We start from the raw sequence: 19,855 nt of genomic DNA, 5'->3' as shown, positions 1-19,855 counted from the left end.
GGACGCGGCCGGCGCCCGAACGCCCCGGTGACGGCTTCCGCGGCTTCCGCCGGTCGACGATGCACCGATTCGTTGATTCTTCGAGTCAGGGTGTCCAGAACCGGACGAAGTGCATCGAGACCGTCGCCACGTACACTGACCAGGTGCCGAAGCTGTGGAACGAGACCATCGAGGAGCACCGCCGCGCCGTCCGGGACGCGGTGCTGGAGACCACGGCGAAGCTCGTCGGCGAGCAGGGGCTGCGGGGCGTGACGATGTCGCGGATCGCCGAGGAGAGCGGCATCGGCCGGGCCACGCTCTACAAGTACTTCCCGGACGTCGAATCCATCATGATGGCCTGGCACGAACGCCAGATCACCGGTCACCTCGACCAGCTCGCCGAGCTGCGCGACCGCCCCGGGACCCCCGGCGAGCGGCTGGCCGCCGTCCTGGAGGCCTACGCGTTCATCCAGCAGCAACGGCACGGCCATGGGGGCGAGCTGTCGGCGCTCCTGCACCGGGGCGACCACGTGGCGCACGCCGAGCAGCACCTGCGCGGGTTCATCCGGGGCCTGCTGGCCGAGGGGGTGGAGACGGGCGACGTACGGGACGACGTCACGCCCGACGAACTGACCGGATACTGCCTCCACGCCCTCGCCGGGGCGGGCGGCCTGACCTCCAAGGCCGCGGTCAAGCGGCTCGTCGCGGTCACCCTGTCCGGACTGCGTCCTCAAGGCTGACCGGTCAACTCCTGCCGGATGTGCGCCGGTTCAGGAAGGCCTTGCCCCGGCGGACGCCCGCGCGGCCCAGGACGACGTGCCCGGCCATGAAGACGACCTTCAGCGCGACGAGTGCCAGGACGCCGCCCGCGGCCCAGTCCGTCCACGAGGGGGCGGCCGTCACTGCTCCGGCGACACCGAGGTGCAGGGCGACGACGAGGACGCCGACCGCGAGAAGACCGGCCGGTCCGGCCAGGCCTCGGAGTCTCCCCTTCCCGCCCCCGGTGGGCAGGGGAGCAGGCGTCGGGGGATGCTGCCAGGTCACCGTCAGGCCGTCCCGTCGGCCGATCTTTTCGAGGCGTCCGGTGATGCCGTTCCGGAGCTGTCGCAGGGCCTCCTCGTCATCGGCCTCGACGCACAGCGTCAGCGCCTCCGCGGTGGCGTCGAGGGTCCACCGGCCCTCGGCGAAGCGCACGGTCCCGTGGGTGTCGGACCACTCGACGTGCTCGACGGCTGGCATGCGGCGGCCCCCATGGGCGGCGGGCGCCCGGTGGCGCATGCCGCGCATCGAGTCCGTGTGGCGGCAGAGTTGGACGAGGTACCGGCTCGCGCGGTCGGTCTCGATCCGGGTTTCGGCGGTCGGCATCGGGCTTCCCTCGCAGGTGTCAGACCCTGGTGACGGCGGCCAGCCAGGCCTGGATGCCGTCGGGGTCGGTGGTGACGTCGATCGTGGCCGGTTCGATGGAGTCGACCCGCCATCCGTCGGCGAACGACGAGGTGATCTCGGCCCGCGTCACCCGCCTCGGGCCCTGGTCGCCGGGCTGCCGGTCGCTGAAGCAGAGCATGAAGTAGCGGCCACCCGGCGTCAGTACGGCGCGCAGGCTGTCGACGAAGGCGGCGCGGTCCTCGTCGCCGAAGATGTGGAACAGCCCGCAGTCGAGCACGGTGTCGAAGGACTCTCCGAGTCCGGCCAGTCTGCGGGCGTCATGGAGGAGGAACCGGGCGGTGAGTCCCCGGCCGCGGGCCTTCTGCCGCGCGGCCTCCAGGGCCCGGGAGGCGAGGTCGACGCCGGTGGCGTCCAGGCCCAGGGCCGCGCACATGAGCACGTGCTCGCCGGTCCCGCAGCCGACGTCCAGCACCCGGCCGCGGATCGCTCCCGCGTCGGCCAGCGCGCGGAACTCCGGCTGCGGCCGGCCGATGTCCCACGGGGGAGGGCTGGCGTACATGTCGTCGGGCCGGTGCCACATACGGATCTCTCCTTCGCCGATGACCGCCCGGATCGTCGTCCGGCTTGCCTGACAGTCAGATTTATCGAGACAGACTGTCTACGTCAAGTCTGAGTGTCGCACCCCGGGCGTCATGACTCCAGAAAGAGCGAGGGGGAGCGGACGGCGCGCCCGCTCCCCCTGTGTGTCACGCCCCGAGCTGCCGGACGGCGGCGTCGACGGTCTGCTCCAGCAGCGTGGCGATCGTCATCGGACCGACCCCGCCCGGCACCGGCGTGATCAGCGAGGCCCGCTCCACGGCCGAGTCGAAGTCGACGTCGCCGACGTTGCCCGGGTTGTAGCCGGCGTCGATCACGACCGCGCCCGGCCTGATGTCCTGCCCGCGGATCAGCTTGGGCCGGCCGACGGCGGCGACGACGATGTCGGCCTCGCGGACCGCCGCCGACAGATCCCGGGTGCGCGAGTGGCAGTACGTCACGGTCGCGTCGCGGGCCAGGAGCAGCATGCCCACCGGCTTGCCGAGGATCGCGCTGCGGCCCACCACCACGGCCCGCTTCCCGGCCGGGTCGACGTCGTACGCGTCGAGCAGGCGCAGGATGCCGCCCGGCGTGCAGGACACGAAGCCCGGCAGGCCGAAGCTCATCGTCGCGAACGACGCGAAGGTGACTCCGTCGACGTCCTTCTCGGGCGCGATCGCCTCGAACGCGGCCCGCTCGTCGATGTGGTCGCCCATCGGGTGCTGGAGCAGGATGCCGTGCACGGCCGGGTCGGCGGACAACTCCCGCAGGGTGCCCACCAGTTCGGCGGTCGTCGTGCTCGCGGGCAGCGCCACGTGCCGGGACGCGACACCGGCCGTGCGGCAGCGGTTCTGCTTCATACGGACGTAGGTGACGGACGCCGGGTCCTCGCCGACCAGCACCGTGGCCAGACAGGGCTGGGTGCCCGTCCGCTCGGTGAGGTCGGCGGCCCGCTTCGCGGTGTCCTCGACGATACGGCGGGCGACGGCGGTTCCGTCCATGAGCCGGGCCTGGGTCATGCTGCACACTCCTGAGCTGGTTGAGACTCCTCGCCCAGGCGCGCGGCATCGACCACGGGCCGCTCCCCGGTGGTGCTCCACCTCAGCGCCAGTCACGGCCCGCACACAGCGTAACCGAAAGCGCGTACACCGGTCAGGCCGCGTCCTCGTCCCCCTCCGCGGGCGGCCCTGCCGTCGGGTCCGCCCCCGCCAGGAACGCCGACGTCTGCGCGGCCAGCCGGTCGGCTCCGATGGCCTGCGCCCAGCGGACGATCTCCGCCGCCAGCGCCCTGGCGCCCGCCTCGTCGCCGCTGTCGCGGGCCAGCACCGCCAGCAGGAGCTGCTGGGAGAGCGTGCCGGGTACGGTGCCCGCGCCGGCGCCCAGCGCGGTGGCCCGGCGCCAGCGTTCCCCGGCCCGCTCGTGCTCGCCGGTGTCGTGGTCGTGGCCGCCGAGGTGCCGCAGGGCCTCGCGGGCCAGCAGGGGGTCGGGGCCGTCCTCCCCGGCTCGCAGGGCTGCGGCGTACCAGGCGGTGGCGGTCTCCTGGTCGGCGAAGTGGTTGTCCGTGATCAGCCCGAGGTGCATCGCCGCCCAGCCCCGGCGCACCTCGTCCGGGGCGGTGTCGTGCAGCTCCCGCGCCCGGTCGAGGAGCGCCGCGAGGGCCTGCGGGTCCTTGCCCCGGGGGCCGAAGCGCAGGGTGCCGTCGACCAGGAGCAGCCCGGCGTAGGTGAGCCGGAGCCGGAGGACGTCGGTGTCCCAGTCGCCGTGCGGGAACGCCTTCTCCGCCTCGGCGATGCGCTCGGCCGCGGTGTCCGTCCCGGCGAACCAGTCCCGCTCCAGGGCGACTTCGGCGGCGGCCCGGGTGATCCGGGCGTGGGCCGCGGGCTCGTGGACCCTGGCCGCGTCGAGCAGGGCGGCGGCCCGCTCCCAGCGGCCCGCGATCCGCAACTCCCGCACAGCAGCAAGGAGTTCGTCGAGTTCCACGGTGGTGTCGAGATGTGTCTTCGAGGAAATTGCCATGCGCGGAACGGTAGTTAGATGAAAAATTATCCACAAGAAAACTACTGTGGGAGGCAGCGGTGCAGGACTCGGTGGACCGGCATGTGGCCGTCTGGGCACGTGAACTGGAGTGGCTGGACCCGGTGAAGGAGGCGATCATCGCCCGGCTGGCGATCCTGGCCCGGCACACGGCGCAGGCCCGCCGGGCGGTGCTGGACGACGCGGGCCTGAAGTACTGGCAGTACAAGGTGCTGCTGATGCTCCGCAGGTCCGGGCCCCCCTACGAGTCCAGCCCCTCGCGCCTCGCCGACCACCTCGGGCTCACCCGGGGCGCGCTGTCCGCACGGCTCGCGCCCATCGAGGAAGCGGGGCTGATCACCCGTACCCACGAGAGCGGCGACCGGCGGCGGGTGCGGGTACGGCTCACCGAGGCCGGGCACGCCGCGTTCGAGGCGCATGCGGCAGCCGAAGGCGAGGGCGAAGGCGCGCTGCTCGCAGCACTGAGCGAAGAAGAACAGCGGACACTCGCCGACCTGCTGCGGACGCTGGTGCTGGCCGCCGAGGGCGCCCCGGCCGCGCCCGCCCCAGCGCCGCACGCGCCGAGAAGGTCCAGGTCAGCCGAGAGGTGACCCGGACCCTCGCGAACCTTGTGCCTACTCGTCCCATGCCTGGACGAGGATCTGTTCGGCGATCTTGCCGTCACGCAACGTGACCATCGACTCGGCGACGACGCGGTTTCCGTCCCCGTACTGGCAGGACTCGCTGAAGGCGGCCCGGTCGCCCTGAATGATGCACTGGTCCAGCTTGTGGATCATGTCGCGGCGGTAGATGTCGTCCAGCAGCTCGGCGATCTCGCTCCGGCCGTGCACGATCCTGGGGTGGCTGGGCTGGGTGTTCTGGTCGATGATGCGGATCTCCGCATCGTCCGCGTAGAGCGCCAGAAGGGAGTTCCCGGTGGTCCCTTCTATGGCCCGGCGCAGTGTCTCGGTGGTGAAGTCGGAGCCTGTCGCGGTGCCCATGGTGACCTCCTTCAGGCGCCCGTGGCCGGGTGCGGAGCCGGCCGTACCGGCTCCACCTTCGAGATTCCTCCGCCCCGGCGGACACGGCAAGCGCAGGCGGCCCGCTCCGCCTCACGGGTGAGCGCGGCCCGCCGCCCGTGTCCGGCAGGGGCCCGCCGCCGTTGCGCAGGACATGATCTCAACACGACGTATCGTCGCCGCAGTCGGTCTGGCCGTCGGAGTCACGGGCCTCGCGGCACCGCTCGCGAACGCGGCCGACGCGGGCGCCGCGGACACCGGGCAGATCAAGCCCATGGCCGCCCTCGACTCGGTCACCGCCGGGGACATCCCCGAGCAGCACAACGCCCAGATCCCGCGCGTCTCCGAGCAGATGCGCGGGCTGAACCAGCTCAGCCAGCTGAACAAGCTCAACGAACTGCACCAGGTGACCGACCTCGTCGCGCCCGTGACCAACCTGCTCCCCGCCGTCCAGTGATCCCGGCCCGGCTGCTTCCCGAAGAGTGCCGATGACGATCATTCGCGCGTAGGGTCGGTGGGGAAGACAGTCGAACGAAGGGGCCAGGCTATGGCGCAGGAAGTACGCGGCGTGATCGCACCGGGGAAGGACGAGCCCGTACGGGTGGAGACGATCGTGGTCCCGGACCCGGGGCCCGGCGAAGCCGTCGTACGCGTCCAGGCCTGCGGGGTCTGCCACACCGACCTGCACTACAAACAGGGCGGAATCAGCGACGAGTTCCCCTTCCTGCTCGGCCACGAGGCCGCCGGTGTCGTGGAGTCGGTCGGTGCGGGTGTCACCGACGTGGCGCCCGGTGACTTCGTCGTCCTCAACTGGCGTGCGGTGTGCGGAAACTGCCGGGCCTGTCTGCGTGGCCGGCCCTGGTACTGCTTCAACACGCACAACGCGAAGCAGCGGATGACCCTCACCGACGGCACCGAGCTGTCCCCGGCCCTCGGCATCGGCGCGTTCGCCGAGAAGACCCTCGTCGCCGCCGGGCAGTGCACCAAGGTCGACCCGGCCGTCTCCCCGGCCGTCGCCGGACTGCTCGGCTGCGGGGTGATGGCAGGCATCGGCGCCGCGATCAACACCGGCGGCGTCGGCCGCGGCGACTCCGTCGCCGTCATCGGCTGCGGCGGCGTCGGCGGCGCGGCCGTCGCCGGAGCGAACCTCGCCGGCGCCGCGAAGATCATCGCCGTGGACATCGACGACCGGAAACTGGAGCTGGCCCGCACCCTCGGCGCCACCCACACCGTCAACTCGAAGAACACCGACCCCGTCGAGGCCGTCCGCGAACTGACCGGCGGCTTCGGCGCCGACGTCGTCATCGAGGCGGTCGGCCGCCCGGAGACGTACCGCCAGGCCTTCTACGCCCGCGACCTCGCCGGCACCGTCGTCCTCGTCGGCGTCCCCACCCCCGACATGAAGCTCGAACTGCCCCTGCTCGACGTGTTCGGCCGCGGTGGTGCCCTGAAGTCCTCCTGGTACGGCGACTGCCTGCCCACCCGTGACTTCCCCATGCTGATCGACCTGCACCTCCAAGGCCGCCTGCCGCTGGACAAGTTCGTCACCGAGACCATCCAACTGGACGAGGTGGAGAAGGCGTTCGAGCGGATGCACCACGGCGACGTGCTGCGCTCGGTGGTGGTGCTGTGATGGCCGCCCGTATCGAACGCCTCGTCACCTCCGGCCAGTTCACCCTCGACGGCGGAACCTGGGAGGTGGAGAACAACGTCTGGATCGTCGGCGACGACCACGAGGCGATCGTCATCGACGCCGCCCATGACGCCGAGGCCATCGCCCGCGCCGTCGGCGACCGCCGGCTCACCGCGATCGTGTGCACCCACGCCCACAACGACCACATCGACGCGGCCCCCGCCCTCGCCGACCGCACCGGCGCCACCATCTGGCTGCACCCCGCCGACCTGCCGCTGTGGAAGCAGACCCACCCCGACCGCGAGCCCGACGCCCATCTCGTCGACGGTCAGGTCATCGAGGCGGCCGGCGCCGACCTCACCGTCCTGCACACCCCCGGCCACGCCCTCGGCGCCGTCTGCCTGCACGACCCCGCACTCGGCGTCGTCTTCACCGGCGACACCCTCTTCAAGGGCGGACCGGGCGCCACCGGACGCTCGTACTCCCACTTTCCGACGATCATCGACTCCATCCGCGACCGGATTCTGACCCTCCCTCCGGAGACCAAGGTCCTCACCGGCCACGGGGACTCCACGACCATCGGCGCCGAGGCGCCCCACCTGGAGGAATGGATCGCCCGGGGGCACTGACAGTCGCCGGCCACACAGACGATCGACACCCGCCACGGCGTCCGCGTCCTCGCCTGTGCCCCCGAGGGCCCGGCCCTCGACCAACTACCGGCTGCGACTCGCCCGGTAATCCCGACAGAAGATGTCCGGCTTTCCCGGGACAGTGGACGGCGACAGCAGTCGTACCGCAACCGGAGGCCGGACATGTCGGAGTCGCTAGAAGGCAAGGTCGCACTGGTCGCAGGGGCGACCCGGGGCGCCGGACGGGGCATCGCCGTGGAACTCGGCGCGGCCGGCGCCACCGTCTACGTGACCGGCCGCAGCACCCGCGCCCGCCGCTCGGAGTACGACCGCCCCGAGACGATCGAGGACACCGCCGACCTCGTCACGGCGGCGGGAGGACGCGGTATCGCCGTCCCCACCGACCACCTGGACCCGTCCGCCGTACGGGACCTGGTGGACCGCATCGCTGACGAACAGGGCCGCCTGGACGTCCTCGTCAACGACATCTGGGGCGGCGAGAAGCTCTTCGCCTGGGACACCCCCCTCTGGGAGCACGACCTCGACAACGGGCTCAGGCTGCTCCGCCTCGCCGTCGAGACACACCTCGTCACCAGCCACGCCGCCCTGCCCCTGCTGCTGCGCCGGCCCGGCGGCCTGGTCGTCGAGGTCACCGACGGCACCGCCGACTACAACCGCGACACCTACCGGGTGAACCTCTTCTACGACCTCGCCAAAGCGTCCGTGCTGCGCATGGCCTTCGCCCTCGGCCACGAACTGGGCCCGCGCGGTGCCACCGCCGTCGCCCTCACCCCGGGCTGGATGCGCTCGGAGATCATGCTCGACACCTTCGGCGTACGCGAGGACAACTGGCGCGACGCCCTCGACCGCGTCCCGCACTTCGCCATCTCCGAGACCCCGCGCTTCACCGGCCGCGCCGTCGCAGCCCTGGCCGCCGACCCCGACGTGGCCCGCTTCAACGGACAGTCCCTCTCCAGCGGCGGGCTGGCCCGGGAGTACGGCTTCACCGACCTCGACGGCAGCCGCCCCGACGCCTGGCGGTACCTGGTGGAGGTGCAGGACGCGGGGAAACCGGCGGACGTGACCGGGTACCGGTGACCCGGCCACCCCCTGTACCAACTCCGAGGACTCAGACCGAGGTTGCGGCAAGCACGTCCAGCACCCGGCGCGTATCGGCCTCCGTCGTACGCCAGTTGCTGAACGCCGCCCGCAGTCCGGGCACTCCGTCGTACACCGTCGGTGTCAGGTACGCCTCCCCGGACTCGGCGACCGCGCGTGCCAGGGCCTCGATGCGCTCCTGGGAGGGGTTCTCGGTGAGGGTGAAGCAGACGACGTTGAGGCGTACCGGTGCCAGCAGGTGCAGGCTCGGGAGGGCGTCGATGCCCTCGCCGAGGAGGCGGGCGAGGGCGACGTTGCGCTCCACGATCTCCCGGTGGCCGGCCCGGCCGTAAGCCACGAGTGAGAACCAGGCCGGCAGGGCGCGCAGGCGGCGTGAGTTCTCCGGCGTGAGGTGCAGGAAGTCCGGCTCTCCGACGGGCAGTCCGAGGTACGGCGAGGCGTTGTGGAACACCGCCACCTGGAGGTCGCGGCGGCGGGTGAACTGGACGGCCGCGTCGTACGGCACGTTGAGCCACTTGTGCAGGTCCACGCAGACCGAGTCGGCCGCGTCCAGACCCCCGACCAGGTGGGCGTACTCGGGGGAGAGCGCGGCGAAACCGCCGAACGCCGCGTCCACGTGCAGCCAGAAGTCGTACCGCTCCTTCAGTGCGGCGATCGCCCGCAGGTCGTCGAAGTCCACGGTGTTGACGGTGCCCGCGTTCGCGACGACGACGGCCGGACGGCCGTCCAGCGAGGCCAGCGCCGCCTCCAGCGCGGCCACGTCGACGGCCTCCCGGTTGCCGGGCAGCAGCGGCACCTGCCGCAGCCGGTCCCGGCCGAGGCCCAGCACGGACATCGCCTTGGTGACGCTGGAGTGCGGGCTGCCCGAGAGCACGTCGACCGGGCCGAGCGCCGCCGCGCCCTCGCGGGAGACGTCCACCCCGAGCCGCTCGCCGAGCCACTCGCGGGCGATGGCCAGCCCGACCGTGTTCGACACGGTCGCCCCCGTCACGAACGCCCCGCTGTGCGCCTCGCCCAGCCCGAACAGCTCCCGCAGCCAGGCCACCGTCTCCCGCTCCAGCTCCTGCGCCCACGAACCGCCCGCCCCGGACAGGTTCTGGTCGAACGCGGAGGTCAGCCAGTCCCCGGCGACCGATGCGGGCGTCGCGCCACCGGTGACGAAACCCAGGTAGCGCGGTCCGGCGGAGCCGGAGAAGCCGGGCGCCCACCGCTCGGCGAACCGCGCGAGGGCACCCTCGCCGCCCGCGCCCCCGGCCGGGAGCGGGGCGCGCTCGGGCGCCCGCCCGGATGCGGCGACCGGCCGCTCGGTCAGCCCCGCCGCCTCACGGGCGGCGAAGTCGCGGGCGGACTGCAGGAGTTCGGGAAGCCGGGAGAGATCGTCGGCGAGTGTGGGGTGCATGCGCCGCAGCGTAGACCGGCGGCCGGGCGGAAGCCTGGTCCACTTCGCGGAAACTGGACCAGGGGAAACTGGTCCGATGGACTCAGGATTCGTCGCCGCGCTCGGCGCCTGGCGCAACCGGCCCGGCACCCTCGCCGGCTCCCTGGCCGCGGCGGTGCGCGAGGCGGTGGTCGACGGCGGGCTGCCGGCCGGCACCCGTCTCCCCTCGGAACGCGACCTCGCTCGCACCCTGCACCTCAGCCGCGGCACGGTCGTCACCGCACTCGCCCTGCTGCGCGACGACGGCTGGCTCGCCACCCGGCACGGCAGCGGCAGCGTCGTACGGCTGCCCGCCCGCCTCACCGAACGCACCACCCCCTGGTCACTGGACCGGGGCGGCGTTCCCGGCGCGGGCATCGACCTCACCCTCGCCGTCACCGCCGCCCCGCACGAGGCCTATCTCGCCGCCCTCGCCCGCGCCACCGAACGCAGTGCGCCGCTGCTCGTCGACTCCGGCGTCGCCACCGCCGGCCTGCCCCGCCTGCGCGAGCTGCTCGCCGACCGCTACACCCGCGCAGGCCTCGCCACCCGCCCCGAGCAGATCCTCGTCACCTCCGGCGCGCAGGCCGCCCTCACCCTGCTCCTGGACCACCTGCACACCGACCGCCGGGCACCCGTGATCGTGGAGAACCCCACCTACCCGGGCGCCCTCGCGCTCCTGCGCGCCCGCCGGGCCCGCCTGCTGCCCGTGCCCGTCTCGGGGCAGGGCGGCTGGGACTTCGACCGGCTCACCACCGCCGTAGCCCGCCACGCGCCCCAACTCGCCTACCTCGTCCCCGACTTCCACAACCCCACCGGCGCCCACATGGACGCGCCGGCCCGGCGCACGGTCGCCGCCCTCACCGAACGGCACGGCGTGACCGTCCTCGCCGACGAGACGATGCGCGACCTGGACCTGCGTACGCCGCCCGGAACCGAACCCCACCTCGCCGGGGCCCGGGTGATCCAGATCGGCTCGGCGAGCAAGACCCTGTGGAGCGGGCTCCGGGTCGGCTGGATCCGGGCGAGCGCGGACCTCGTACGTCACCTGCGGCGCAGCCCGCTCCAGGCCCAGCTCTCGCCGCCGCCGCTGGAACAGCTCATCGCCGCCGAACTCCTCGGTGACCCGCTCGCCGGCCTCCTCGCCGACCGCCGGGCCCGGCTGCGCGCCCAGCGCGACCACCTCACCGCCCTGCTCGCCGGGACCGGTTGGACGTACACCGTCCCGGACGGCGGCCTGACCGCGTGGCTGCGCCTGGGCGAGGACACCAGCGCGACCGTCCTCGCCGAACGCGCCGCGGCCCGCGGCCTCGCCGTGACCCCGGGCCCGCACTTCGCCGCCGACCGGGCCACCCTGACCCACCGCCTGCGCCTGCCGTTCACGGCGACCCCGGAGACGCTGACGCGGGTGGTGGAGGTGTTGCGGGAGTGCGGGGGAGTGAAGGAGGGCGCGGCGAGGAAGTTCACCGTTTCGTCACAGCGTGGCCGGAACCACAACCCTGGGGCCACCCGGCAGGTCTAGTAGTCGCACACCGGGGGAATCGCGCACGGGAGTACCCGGGCAAGGATCCCGGACCAGGGGAGAAGGGGAAGCCCGATATGGGGGACATGCGCAAACGAGGCGTTGTCGCACTGGGTGTCACGGGACTGGTGGCGCCGCTCACGCTGGCCTTCACGGCGGCACCGGCCCAGGCCTCGAGCTGCACCACGCAGGCCGGGCCGTACCAGAAGCAGGTGGAGAAGTTCCTCGGCCGGCCTGTCGACGGCAGGCAGTCCACCGGCGACTGCCTGGCCATCCGGGCCTTCCAGAACAAGCACGGCATCACGCCCGCCATCGGCTACGCCGGGCCCATCACCTGGGGCGTGATGGACCTCATGCTCAAGCAGCGGGCCGTCGGGAGCAACCCCAACAAGGGCGGCAAGTGCCCGGTGAACAGGGGCCGTATCGCCTGCGTGAACCTCTCGCTCCAGCTCAGCTGGGTCCAGGACGGCTCACGGCTGGTGTACGGGCCCGTGCCGGTGCGCACCGGACGCGACGGCTTCGAGACCCGCACCGGCTCGTACAAGATCTACTGGCGGGACATCGACCACGTCTCGACCCTGTACGACGTGCCGATGCCGTACAGCCAGTTCTTCGACGGCGGCCAGGCCTTCCACTCGGTCGACAAGAGCATGTGGAACCCGCCGGGCTCGCACGGCTGCGTGAACATGACCACGACCGCCGCCAAGAAGTACTGGTCGCTGCTGAGGACGGGCGACGACGTCTTCGTCTACGGCCGTAAGCCGGGCACCTGACCTGCTCAGCAGTGGAACTCCCGCCTCCCGTTGACATGTTGACGTGATGAGTAACACGGTCCGAAATGTCCGCATCGCGGGTACTTACTCACGGCGCCTTCACCTCCAGCGGCATATGCTTCACAGCATGTCCACCACTGTTGAAGCCGCCTCCGAGCGATCGGCCGCGGAGGTCAACGAGGAGATACGGGCCCTGTGGCTCCGGTCGGGCGGGACACTGACCAGCGCGCAGCGCGCCGAGTACCAGCGCCTCGTGATGGAGTGGGCCTCCGCGGCCCCGGAGCCGCGCCGGGCGGCCTGAACACGCCCGGCGCGCACCGCGCCGCACGGTCCCGGCGTAGCACCGCCCCGCCGGGACCGCCCCCGCGTCAGCCCCACGTCGCCGAGTAGTACCGCCGGTAGGCCCTGCGGTCCTGCTCGGTACGGATGTACCGGGTCGCGACCAGCGCGATCAGGCTCCCCGCGATGACCAGCAGCCCGGGACCGAGGTTCCGGGTGTCCGTCAGCCTCGCCAGCAGCGTGCTGCCCTGCGCGGACCCCGTGACCGGCGCCGCGGAGCCCGGCGACGCCGCACTCGGCGCGACCGCCCCTTGCCCGGCCGGCGTCGACGCGATCAGCTTGACACCCAGCGCCGCCATCGCCTTGGTCACCGGCTGGAAGAACGTCGTCCCGCCCGTGGTGCAGTCACCGCTGCCGCCCGAGGTGACGCCCAGCGCGATGCCCGCGGAGAACAGCGGGCCGCCGCTGTCGCCCGGCTCGGCGCACACGTTCGTCTCGATGAGCCCGGTGACGCTGCCCTCGGGATAGTTCACGGTCGCGTCGAGCGCGGTCACCTGGCCGTCGTGCAGACCGCTGGTGCTGCCACTGCGGAACACCCGCTCCCCGACCGCCGCATCGGCCGCCCCGGTGATCCGCACGCCCTTGCCGCCGCCGATCGCGACGACGTCCGCCCCGTTCCCGGCCCGGCCGGAGTCGTACCGGACGAGTGAGAAGTCGCCGCTGCCCGGGAAGCTGCTGTTCACCGTCGTGCCCAGCTGCCGGTCGCCCTGGCTGTCGGCGAACCAGACCGAGCCCGCGGGCCCGCAGTGCCCCGCCGTGAGGATGAAGTCGCGCTGCCCGTCGGTGACGTTGAAGCCGGCCGAGCAGCGACCGCCCGTGGACAGGATCGGCTGCGCCCCGTTCAGCCGCGTCGTGAACGTGCCCTTCGTGCGCTCCATGTGCACGAAACCGCCGATCCCCGCGGCGACTTGGCTCATCCGGGACCAGTCGGCCGCCGACACCGTGCTGTCGGCCCGCACCACGACCCGGTTGCTGCGGTAGTCCACCGCCCACGCGGTGCCCGCCACCCGGGGCGCCGAACGCAGCGTGGCAGTGGCCGACTTGAGCTCGTTCATGCTGTGCCCGACGACCCGCGCCGCCGCGCCCGCGCCGCGCACCTCCCGCGCGGCACCAGCGTCGGTCACGGCCACGACCGGCCGCCCGTCGGCGCCGATCCAGCTGCCCGCCGTCCGCGCGGTGCCGAGCCGGGCCACCAGCGCGGCGCTCTTGTCCACGGCGGTTGCCGCAGTTGTGAACGGCCTGGCGGAGGCGGGCGCCCGGGGAGGCTCGCTCGCCATGGCCGCCTGTGTGACCATCGCGCCTCCCAGGAGGAGTCCGCCGACCGCCGCCAGCCGTGTCACCCGCCGGACGACCCGTAGCCGTCGTCGTGCGTGCCTCATGCATGGCTCCCGAACCCCGAACGCGCGGTGCCCTCCACAGGCACCGCGGGGCCCTCCGGTCGTCGAGGCGCCCAGGGGTGAATACGTGGCCGGGAACCATGCCGTTCACCGACGGCGCTCGGCCGCTCCGGTTTCTCCGGCCGGAGTCAGTTCTTGCGCGCCACCCCGCCGAACATGGCGACTTCCTCCGGCTCGGGCCCCTCGGCGTCCTCCGGCCGCCAGCGCGAGCAGGACACCACGCCGGGATCCAGCAGCTCCAGGCCGTCGAAGAACCGGGCGACGTCCTCGGGGGTGCGCTGGGTCAGCTTCGGGGTGCCGTGCTCGTTCCAGAACCGCACCGCGTCGTCCACGTCCGGCATCGCCGGGCTGGTGATGGTGTGCGACAGCACCAGGTGGCTTCCGGACGGCAGCCGGTCCGTCAACTGCCGCACCAGACCGTACGGGTCCTCGTCCTCGCCGATGAAGATGACCACGCCGAGCAGTATCAGTGCCACCGGCTCGCTGAAGTCCAGCGTCTTCGCGGCGTGTTCGAGGATCGCGTCGACGTTGCGCAGATCCTCGTCCAGGTAGTCGGTACGGCCCTCGGGCGTGCTGGTCAGCAGGGCTCGCGCGTGCGCGAGGACCAGCGGGTCGTTGTCGACGTACACGATCCGCGCGTCCGGCGCGATGCGCTGGGCGACCTCGTGCGTGTTGTCGGCGGTGGGCAGCCCGGTGCCGATGTCCAGGAACTGGCGGATGCCGACGTCCTGGACCAGGTGCTGCACGGCCCGGCCCAGGAACAGCCGGTCGGCGCGCGCGTACTCTCCGATGCCCGGGTGGAGCTGGCGGATCTGGTCGCCGGCCGCGCGGTCGACCTCGTAGTTGTCCTTGCCGCCGAGCCAGTAGTTCCAGATCCGGGCCGTGTGCGGCTGACTGGTGTTGATGCGGGCGCGCAGTGACGCGGCCACGTCGTTGGTGGCTGCCGAGTTGTCGGTCACGGGTCAGCTCCTGGGTGCCTGATGAGAGTACAGCGTCAAGACGCAATCTAGACGCCAGAGTTGATCTCCGCTGCTCGACCCGGGTTTTCCCCGGACTCGGGCTTGCGACCTCGGGCTTCTCCCCCGGACCCGGGCCTTCCCCCGGCCTGCTGCGCGGCGGACGGCCGCCTAGACTGCCGGGCATGAACGACACGCGCCTGGACCGGCTCGGCGCCGGAAAGTACCTGCTGGTCACCAGCTACCGGAAGGACGGCACCCCGGTCGCCACCCCGGTCTGGGTGGTGCGCGACGGTGACACCCTCGGTGTCTGGACCGCCGCCGACACCTGGAAGGTCAAGCGGATCCGGCGCCGCGCCGACATCCTCGCCGGCCCCTGCGACCTGCGCGGCAACCCCACCGGCGAGCAGCTTCCCGGCACCGCCGAGATCGTGGACGCGGCCACCACCGCCCGCTACCGCACCCTCATCGCCCGCAAGTACGGCATCGTCGGCCGGCTCACCCTGCTCGGCAGCCGGCTGCGCCGCGGCCTCGACGGCACCGTCGGCATCCGGGTGACCCTCGCACCGTGAGAGCCACCCGGGGTGCACAACCCGGCGCAGGCGCCGACCTCGCGTCCTATGACGCGTTCAGCACCGTCCCGGACAGGGCCAGACCGCCCGGCAGCGGCTGACCGGTCTTCGGGTCCAGCTGCTCGAACCGCACCGATTCCGCCGGTTCGGCGACCCGGTCCCTGACCGTGGGGACGGTGATCTCGGCGCTCGTCCGGCCCGCCGGGATGTCCACCCACAGCGCGAGCCCGTCCACCTTGGACAGCGGACGCTCGGGATCGGGCGACGCGCCGGAGGTGTCGCGCAGCCAGCGCGCCGGGACGTCCTTGGTGGACAGCGCCGGCCCGGTGACCGGGACGACGCCGAAGAACGCGTCCATGTCCACGTCGACGGCCTCGGACAGAGACACCCGCCACGTCAGCGGCTTCCCCTCGGTCACCCGGTCGGCGACGGGCGTGACGGTCATCGCCGGGGCCGGGTCGTCGTCGTGGACGGTGATCCCGCCCCGGTACGAGCCGACCACCGCGCCGTGCACCGCCTTGACGAGGACCTCGTACGACACGTCGTTGCCGTAGCGCGTGTTGCCCTTCACCTCGACGGGCACGTCGAGGTCGTGGCCGCCCGGACGCACCGTCACCAGCCGGTCCTTCGCCTGCCCGGTGGCCGGATCCATGACGTACACCCGGACCTGCCCGCTGCCCTGCCCGGACACCCGGACCGGAACCCGGTAGGTACGCACGCCCGAGTCGCCCTCGTCGACGGTCGTCCGGCCGAGGTCGACGCGCGGCAGCGCCGCCGCCCGCACCTCGGGCGTTCCGGGCCGCCAGCCCCACGCGTCCATGAGCCAGGCCCGCCCGGACGCCGAACGCGGCGTCACTTCAAGGGACTTGACGGACCCGAGCTTCAGCCCCGCCCGGCCGGCCGCCGTGAGCGGGACCCGTATCTCACGCGCCCAGTACGAGGCGGTCCGCTCGCTGCCGGGCAGTCCGTCGGCACGCACCCGGCCCAGCTTCGCCGTCCGTCCGGCAGTGTCGGTGAGGGACACGTCCAGTTCGGTGCCCCGGGAGTTCGGCGGCACGAACAGCCGCAGCGCCAGCGCCTTCGCACCGGACAGCGACACCGGCTGCTTGCCGCTCACCCGCACCGGGCTTCCCGGGCGCGTCCAGCGCAGCGCGATCGCGTGCCGGCCGGACTCCCGGCCGGTCTCCCACTGCGCGAAGTGCGGGGAGGCTCCCTGCGCGCCCCGCCCCAGGCAGGTCTGGCCCGGGTCGGAACCCACCGCGTCGCACAGCCGGCCGCCCGTCACCGACACTCCGCCGTCCGGCAGGAACCCGGCACCCCGGCGCCCGCCCACCGCATGGCTGAGGACCCGCGCCGGATCCGCCGACGGCGCCCGCCTGCCCGAACCGTCCAGCAGCGGTCGCACCCGGTCGTCCCCGGCCAGGAACAGCCGCGCGGCGGCGGCGATGTACGTCGAACCGGCCCGGTGCTGCTGGTCGGCGGTCAGCCGGGTCGCCGTGCCCTTGGCGCACACCGGGTCATGGCCGTGCGGGTCGTCCGAGAAGTCGTCCTCGGAGGGGGCCGCCGACTGCCCGGGTGTCCACTCGGAGTTGAAGAAGTTGTGGTTGGCGCCGATCACGTACACGGCGCTGTGCAGCGCGCTGCCGGCGCTGACCGCGCGCGTGCCGTCGACGTACACCTCGCCCTCGAGGTCGGAGACGTCACCGTCGCAGCCCGGCAGGATCGTGACCGACGGCACGTCCGGAACCGGGTTCTGCCCGAAGACGGTGGGTCCGATCAGGACCATGCCGCGGATCGTCCAGCGCACCGGGCCGTGGTAGCCGTCCTGGCCGGCCGGCGGCGGGTAGAGGCTGTCCATTGCGGCCCGGTTGACGCCCTCGCCGCCGCGCGAGTGCCCCACCAGCAGCACCCGGGACAGATCGGCGCGCGGTGCCCCGCGCACGATCGCCGGCGCGGTCTCGGGATGGTCGCCCCAGCGGGCCCACTGGGCCAGGTGCAGCCGCACCAGCGACGAACGTGCCTGAGCGCCGCCGTCCTCGGCGGCCCCGTCCTGCCCGTTGATGCCGTTGGCCGCGATCGACACGGTCATGTAGCCCTGCGAGGCCAGGAGTTGCTGGTCGCGCAGATAGCCGCGGTGGCTCGGCACCGGATTCGTCCCGGCCGGGCAGGGCCAGTCCCCGCCGATGTCACCGTGCGGCTTGTAGCACGTGTAGTGGCGGCCGTGCAGGAACAGCGCGAGCGGCCGGCGGCCGGGGGCGCCGACGGGGGCGACGACCACCGCGCGCATCTCCACGGGCGCGGAAAACCCGGGCAGGCGGACCGACTTGAGCCGGTACTCGCCGGTCCTGGTGTGATAGGAGCCCGGCTTGCCCGGGTCCACGTCGCCCGCGGGCAGGGGCGCGGGCGGTTGGACCGGAGCCGTACGCCCGGCCTGCTGCCGCTCGTCCAACCGCCGCCCGCCGGACCAGACTTCCAGCCCGCTCAGCTCACCGGCCTGCCCTGCACCGAGCCCGAGCCGGAACGTGCGCCCGTCCGCACCCGGCCGGGGCACTCCCAACAGCCGCCCGTGCGCGCGGAATTCGACACGCGCGTCACCCATCGGCACCGGACGGCCGGACCGCCACACCAGCTGCGGTGCCGAGTGCCCGCCGGCGATCCGCCAGCCCTGCGGCAGCGTCCCGTCGGTGTGGCCCCCGGCTGGCGCGTCGGCGTCGGCCGAGGCCGCCAACACCCCTGTCTTTGCCGGTGGTTGAGCCTGTGCTACTGCCGCCCCTGGGGATGCTCCCGCCACCGCGAGCAGTGCGGCGGCGGTGATCCACATGCGCCGGGCACGGACCACTGTTCCTCCTCGAACCCCGACCTCGGGCGCCCCGGCCGTCCCGGGGCACCCCTCGCCCCCGGAGGACGGAACGAGGAGTCTGTGGGTTGCCTGTGCAGAACAGGTGGTGGATCACACGGCGTGGGCCGACGCCTCAGGTCAGGTCCAGGCGCGGAACGGCTCGTCGAGCAGCTGGAAGACCGGCTCGCCGCGCACGGGGTCCTTCGTCGTGGACAGCCGGACGCGGTCCCCGCTGTGGATGCCGACCGGCGGTCCCATCACCCGGCCCCGGACGACGAATCCCTCGGCCATCTCGATGAGGGACACGTTGCGCGCCGCGGGGGTGTTGCGGTGCACCACGGTCGAGTGGCGGACCGTCCCGGCGCCCTCGCTGCGCTCCGTGCGCAGTTCGCTGCCCTGGCACACGGGACACAGCAGACGGTGGTACATCGCGGTGCCGCACCAGGTGCAGCGCTGGAAGAGGATGGCGTCCCTGGACTCCGCGGAGCCGGCGGGGTCGAGAACACCCGCCGCGGAGCCGCCCGCCGCATGCGAGGGGCTTGCTGAGTAGTGGTACACGCTGGTCAACTCCCTGCGCTGGGCCGGAATCCCACGTGCCGGCGCGAGCCGCACACGCGTGTGCGCGGTTGACGTGCCACCGTGCACGTCGACAGAGTATGGCACTCAGTGTCACTCGTAAAGGCACTGCGTACCCCCAATCTGCCGGAGGGCCTCCGCAGCAGGTCAGGCGCGGCCGAGCGCGGCCTCCAGCTCCTGCACCAACCGCCACAGCGGGGCGTCGCGCCGGGAGACGAGGACGACGACGTCACTGTCACGCTCGTCCCGCACTTCGGCGAAGGCGGGCCCGGGGCCTGCGGGAGCCGTGCCGGGGGTGCCGGGCGCGCCAGGGGTGCCGGGGCTCGGCAGGGCCGGTGCGGAGTGGCCGAACGCCTCCTGCACGTACTTCAGGGCGTGGTCCACTGCCGCGCCCGGGTCGCCCTCGCCGTCCGAACGCAGCCAGGCGCGCAGGGCGTTGTTGTGCGCGGCGACCACGGCCGCCGCGATGACGTCGGCCTGGAGGATGCCGTCGGGCCGCCCGGCGAACCGCCTGCGCAGGTATTCGGCGAGCGCGCGCTCGTAGCGCCACACCACCGACAGTTCATAGGCGCGCAGCCCCGGCACCTGTCGGGTCAGGCGGTAGCGCTGGACCGAGAAGGTCGGGTTCTCGGCGTACATCCTCAGCACCATCCGGGCCGCGCCGCACACCCGCCGGACCGGCTCGTGCCCCTGTTCGCTCGCCGCCAGGAAGGCCGTCATGTCGGCCAGGCAGCGCTCGTGGTCGGGGAAGACCACGTCCTCCTTCGAGGGGAAGTAACGGAAGAACGAGCGCCGGCCCACCCCGGCCAGCGCCACGATGTCGTCCACGGTGGTCTGCTCGTACCCGCGTTCCACGAAAAGCTGGAAGGCCGCCGCGACCAGGGCCTCCCGCATCGGCGGCTTCGCGGTCCGCGCCGCGCTGATGGAGCTCATGAACGGGAACGTAGCATCCGGACCGGATTCATGGCACTCAGTGCAGTGAGAGTGCCGTGGTGAGGGAACTGAGTGCTTTGTGGAGGTGGTTTCCGGCCGTTTCGTCACGGGACAAGATCGCCGCCGACGGCCCGCCGAAAACCCCCTGCCATCCTGCGGCGTAACCTTTCCGCACCG

The 19,855-nt window shown here is 72.7% G+C and carries 21 protein-coding genes and 1 riboswitch; of the genes, 10 read left to right on the top strand and 11 right to left on the bottom strand.

The features are described from left to right. Nucleotides 1–143 precede the first annotated feature (143 nt). Nucleotides 144–719 carry a TetR/AcrR family transcriptional regulator gene (locus ACWD35_RS28880; RefSeq protein ID WP_451354241.1) on the top strand — a complete coding sequence of 192 codons (576 nt, stop codon included), beginning with the start codon at nt 144–146 and terminating at the stop codon, nt 717–719. Between the two features lie 4 nt (nt 720–723). Here the strand turns inward: ACWD35_RS28880 and ACWD35_RS28875 are convergent, their stop codons facing one another. The 4 genes from ACWD35_RS28875 to ACWD35_RS28860 all read right to left on the bottom strand — a co-directional run bounded on the left by ACWD35_RS28875 (nt 724) and on the right by ACWD35_RS28860 (nt 3,957). After that, nucleotides 724–1,344, bottom strand: coding sequence for a DUF2218 domain-containing protein (locus tag ACWD35_RS28875; RefSeq protein ID WP_451354240.1), 621 nt, complete (start codon nt 1,342–1,344; stop codon nt 724–726). 19 nt (nt 1,345–1,363) lie between these two features. After that, entirely contained in the window at nt 1,364–1,945 is a 582-nt protein-coding gene (locus ACWD35_RS28870; RefSeq protein ID WP_451354239.1) for a class I SAM-dependent methyltransferase, read from the bottom strand. A 166-nt stretch (nt 1,946–2,111) separates the two neighbouring features. After that, complete coding sequence (locus ACWD35_RS28865) at nt 2,112–2,960, bottom strand: bifunctional 5,10-methylenetetrahydrofolate dehydrogenase/5,10-methenyltetrahydrofolate cyclohydrolase (RefSeq protein ID WP_451354238.1); 849 nt, start codon at nt 2,958–2,960, stop codon at nt 2,112–2,114. 25 nt (nt 2,961–2,985) lie between these two features. Then, nucleotides 2,986–3,066: riboswitch (ZMP/ZTP riboswitch) on the bottom strand. Nucleotides 3,067–3,093: 27 nt separating this feature from the next. Then, nucleotides 3,094–3,957: a hypothetical protein gene (locus ACWD35_RS28860; RefSeq protein ID WP_451354237.1), complete on the bottom strand. Its 864-nt coding sequence runs from the start codon at nt 3,955–3,957 to the stop codon at nt 3,094–3,096. Between the two features lie 59 nt (nt 3,958–4,016). On the opposite strand from ACWD35_RS28860, the gene ACWD35_RS28855 reads away from it, so the two are divergent. Beyond that, the gene (locus tag ACWD35_RS28855; protein WP_451354236.1) at nt 4,017–4,565 is read left to right on the top strand and encodes a MarR family winged helix-turn-helix transcriptional regulator; all 549 of its coding nucleotides are present in this window, start codon (nt 4,017–4,019) and stop codon (nt 4,563–4,565) included. 24 nt (nt 4,566–4,589) lie between these two features. Here ACWD35_RS28855 and ACWD35_RS28850 read toward each other — a convergent pair whose 3' ends face one another. After that, nucleotides 4,590–4,955: a nuclear transport factor 2 family protein gene (locus ACWD35_RS28850; RefSeq protein ID WP_451354235.1), complete on the bottom strand. Its 366-nt coding sequence runs from the start codon at nt 4,953–4,955 to the stop codon at nt 4,590–4,592. A 172-nt stretch (nt 4,956–5,127) separates the two neighbouring features. On the opposite strand from ACWD35_RS28850, the gene ACWD35_RS28845 reads away from it, so the two are divergent. From ACWD35_RS28845 to ACWD35_RS28830, 4 genes are all read left to right on the top strand, one after another. Then, nucleotides 5,128–5,430, top strand: a complete 303-nt coding sequence (locus ACWD35_RS28845; protein WP_451354234.1) for a hypothetical protein — start codon at nt 5,128–5,130, stop codon at nt 5,428–5,430. Between the two features lie 90 nt (nt 5,431–5,520). Next, on the top strand, nt 5,521–6,606 hold the full coding sequence (locus ACWD35_RS28840; RefSeq protein ID WP_451354233.1) for an S-(hydroxymethyl)mycothiol dehydrogenase: 1,086 nt from the start codon (nt 5,521–5,523) through the stop codon (nt 6,604–6,606). Further along, complete coding sequence (locus ACWD35_RS28835) at nt 6,606–7,235, top strand: MBL fold metallo-hydrolase (protein WP_451354232.1); 630 nt, start codon at nt 6,606–6,608, stop codon at nt 7,233–7,235. The genes ACWD35_RS28840 and ACWD35_RS28835 overlap by 1 nt, the downstream gene beginning before the upstream one ends. 183 nt (nt 7,236–7,418) lie before the next feature. After that, the gene (locus ACWD35_RS28830; protein WP_451354231.1) at nt 7,419–8,333 is read left to right on the top strand and encodes an SDR family oxidoreductase; all 915 of its coding nucleotides are present in this window, start codon (nt 7,419–7,421) and stop codon (nt 8,331–8,333) included. A gap of 31 nt (nt 8,334–8,364) precedes the next feature. Here ACWD35_RS28830 and ACWD35_RS28825 read toward each other — a convergent pair whose 3' ends face one another. Further along, nucleotides 8,365–9,753, bottom strand: a complete 1,389-nt coding sequence (locus ACWD35_RS28825; RefSeq protein WP_451354230.1) for a pyridoxal phosphate-dependent decarboxylase family protein — start codon at nt 9,751–9,753, stop codon at nt 8,365–8,367. A gap of 76 nt (nt 9,754–9,829) precedes the next feature. Here ACWD35_RS28825 and ACWD35_RS28820 point away from each other — a divergent pair, with 76 nt between their 5' ends. From ACWD35_RS28820 to ACWD35_RS28810, 3 genes are all read left to right on the top strand, one after another. Further along, nucleotides 9,830–11,293, top strand: coding sequence for an aminotransferase-like domain-containing protein (locus ACWD35_RS28820; RefSeq protein ID WP_451354229.1), 1,464 nt, complete (start codon nt 9,830–9,832; stop codon nt 11,291–11,293). A gap of 77 nt (nt 11,294–11,370) precedes the next feature. Continuing rightward, entirely contained in the window at nt 11,371–12,066 is a 696-nt protein-coding gene (locus ACWD35_RS28815; protein ID WP_451354228.1) for a L,D-transpeptidase family protein, read from the top strand. Nucleotides 12,067–12,181: 115 nt separating this feature from the next. Continuing rightward, entirely contained in the window at nt 12,182–12,367 is a 186-nt protein-coding gene (locus ACWD35_RS28810; protein ID WP_451354227.1) for a hypothetical protein, read from the top strand. Between the two features lie 67 nt (nt 12,368–12,434). On the opposite strand, the gene ACWD35_RS28805 is transcribed toward ACWD35_RS28810, so the two are convergent. Continuing rightward, nucleotides 12,435–13,784 (bottom strand): S1 family peptidase, encoded by a 1,350-nt coding sequence (locus ACWD35_RS28805; RefSeq protein WP_451354226.1) that lies wholly within the window; start codon nt 13,782–13,784, stop codon nt 12,435–12,437. A 146-nt stretch (nt 13,785–13,930) separates the two neighbouring features. Further along, entirely contained in the window at nt 13,931–14,761 is an 831-nt protein-coding gene (locus tag ACWD35_RS28800; RefSeq protein WP_451354225.1) for an SAM-dependent methyltransferase, read from the bottom strand. 182 nt (nt 14,762–14,943) lie between these two features. On the opposite strand from ACWD35_RS28800, the gene ACWD35_RS28795 reads away from it, so the two are divergent. Continuing rightward, entirely contained in the window at nt 14,944–15,330 is a 387-nt protein-coding gene (locus ACWD35_RS28795; RefSeq protein ID WP_451354224.1) for a PPOX class F420-dependent oxidoreductase, read from the top strand. A gap of 46 nt (nt 15,331–15,376) precedes the next feature. Here the strand turns inward: ACWD35_RS28795 and ACWD35_RS28790 are convergent, their stop codons facing one another. The 3 genes from ACWD35_RS28790 to ACWD35_RS28780 form a co-directional block, all read right to left on the bottom strand. Beyond that, nucleotides 15,377–18,169 (bottom strand): hypothetical protein, encoded by a 2,793-nt coding sequence (locus ACWD35_RS28790; protein ID WP_451354223.1) that lies wholly within the window; start codon nt 18,167–18,169, stop codon nt 15,377–15,379. Between the two features lie 138 nt (nt 18,170–18,307). Further along, entirely contained in the window at nt 18,308–18,727 is a 420-nt protein-coding gene (locus tag ACWD35_RS28785; protein ID WP_451354222.1) for a Zn-ribbon domain-containing OB-fold protein, read from the bottom strand. A gap of 165 nt (nt 18,728–18,892) precedes the next feature. Continuing rightward, nucleotides 18,893–19,678 carry a TetR family transcriptional regulator gene (locus ACWD35_RS28780; protein WP_451354221.1) on the bottom strand — a complete coding sequence of 262 codons (786 nt, stop codon included), beginning with the start codon at nt 19,676–19,678 and terminating at the stop codon, nt 18,893–18,895. Between the last annotated feature and the right edge of the window lie 177 nt (nt 19,679–19,855).

The organism is Streptomyces sp. NPDC002671 (assembly GCF_053592475.1).
The sequence above is the reverse complement of the archived record's forward strand: the minus strand, read 5'-3'. Positions and strand labels throughout refer to the sequence as shown.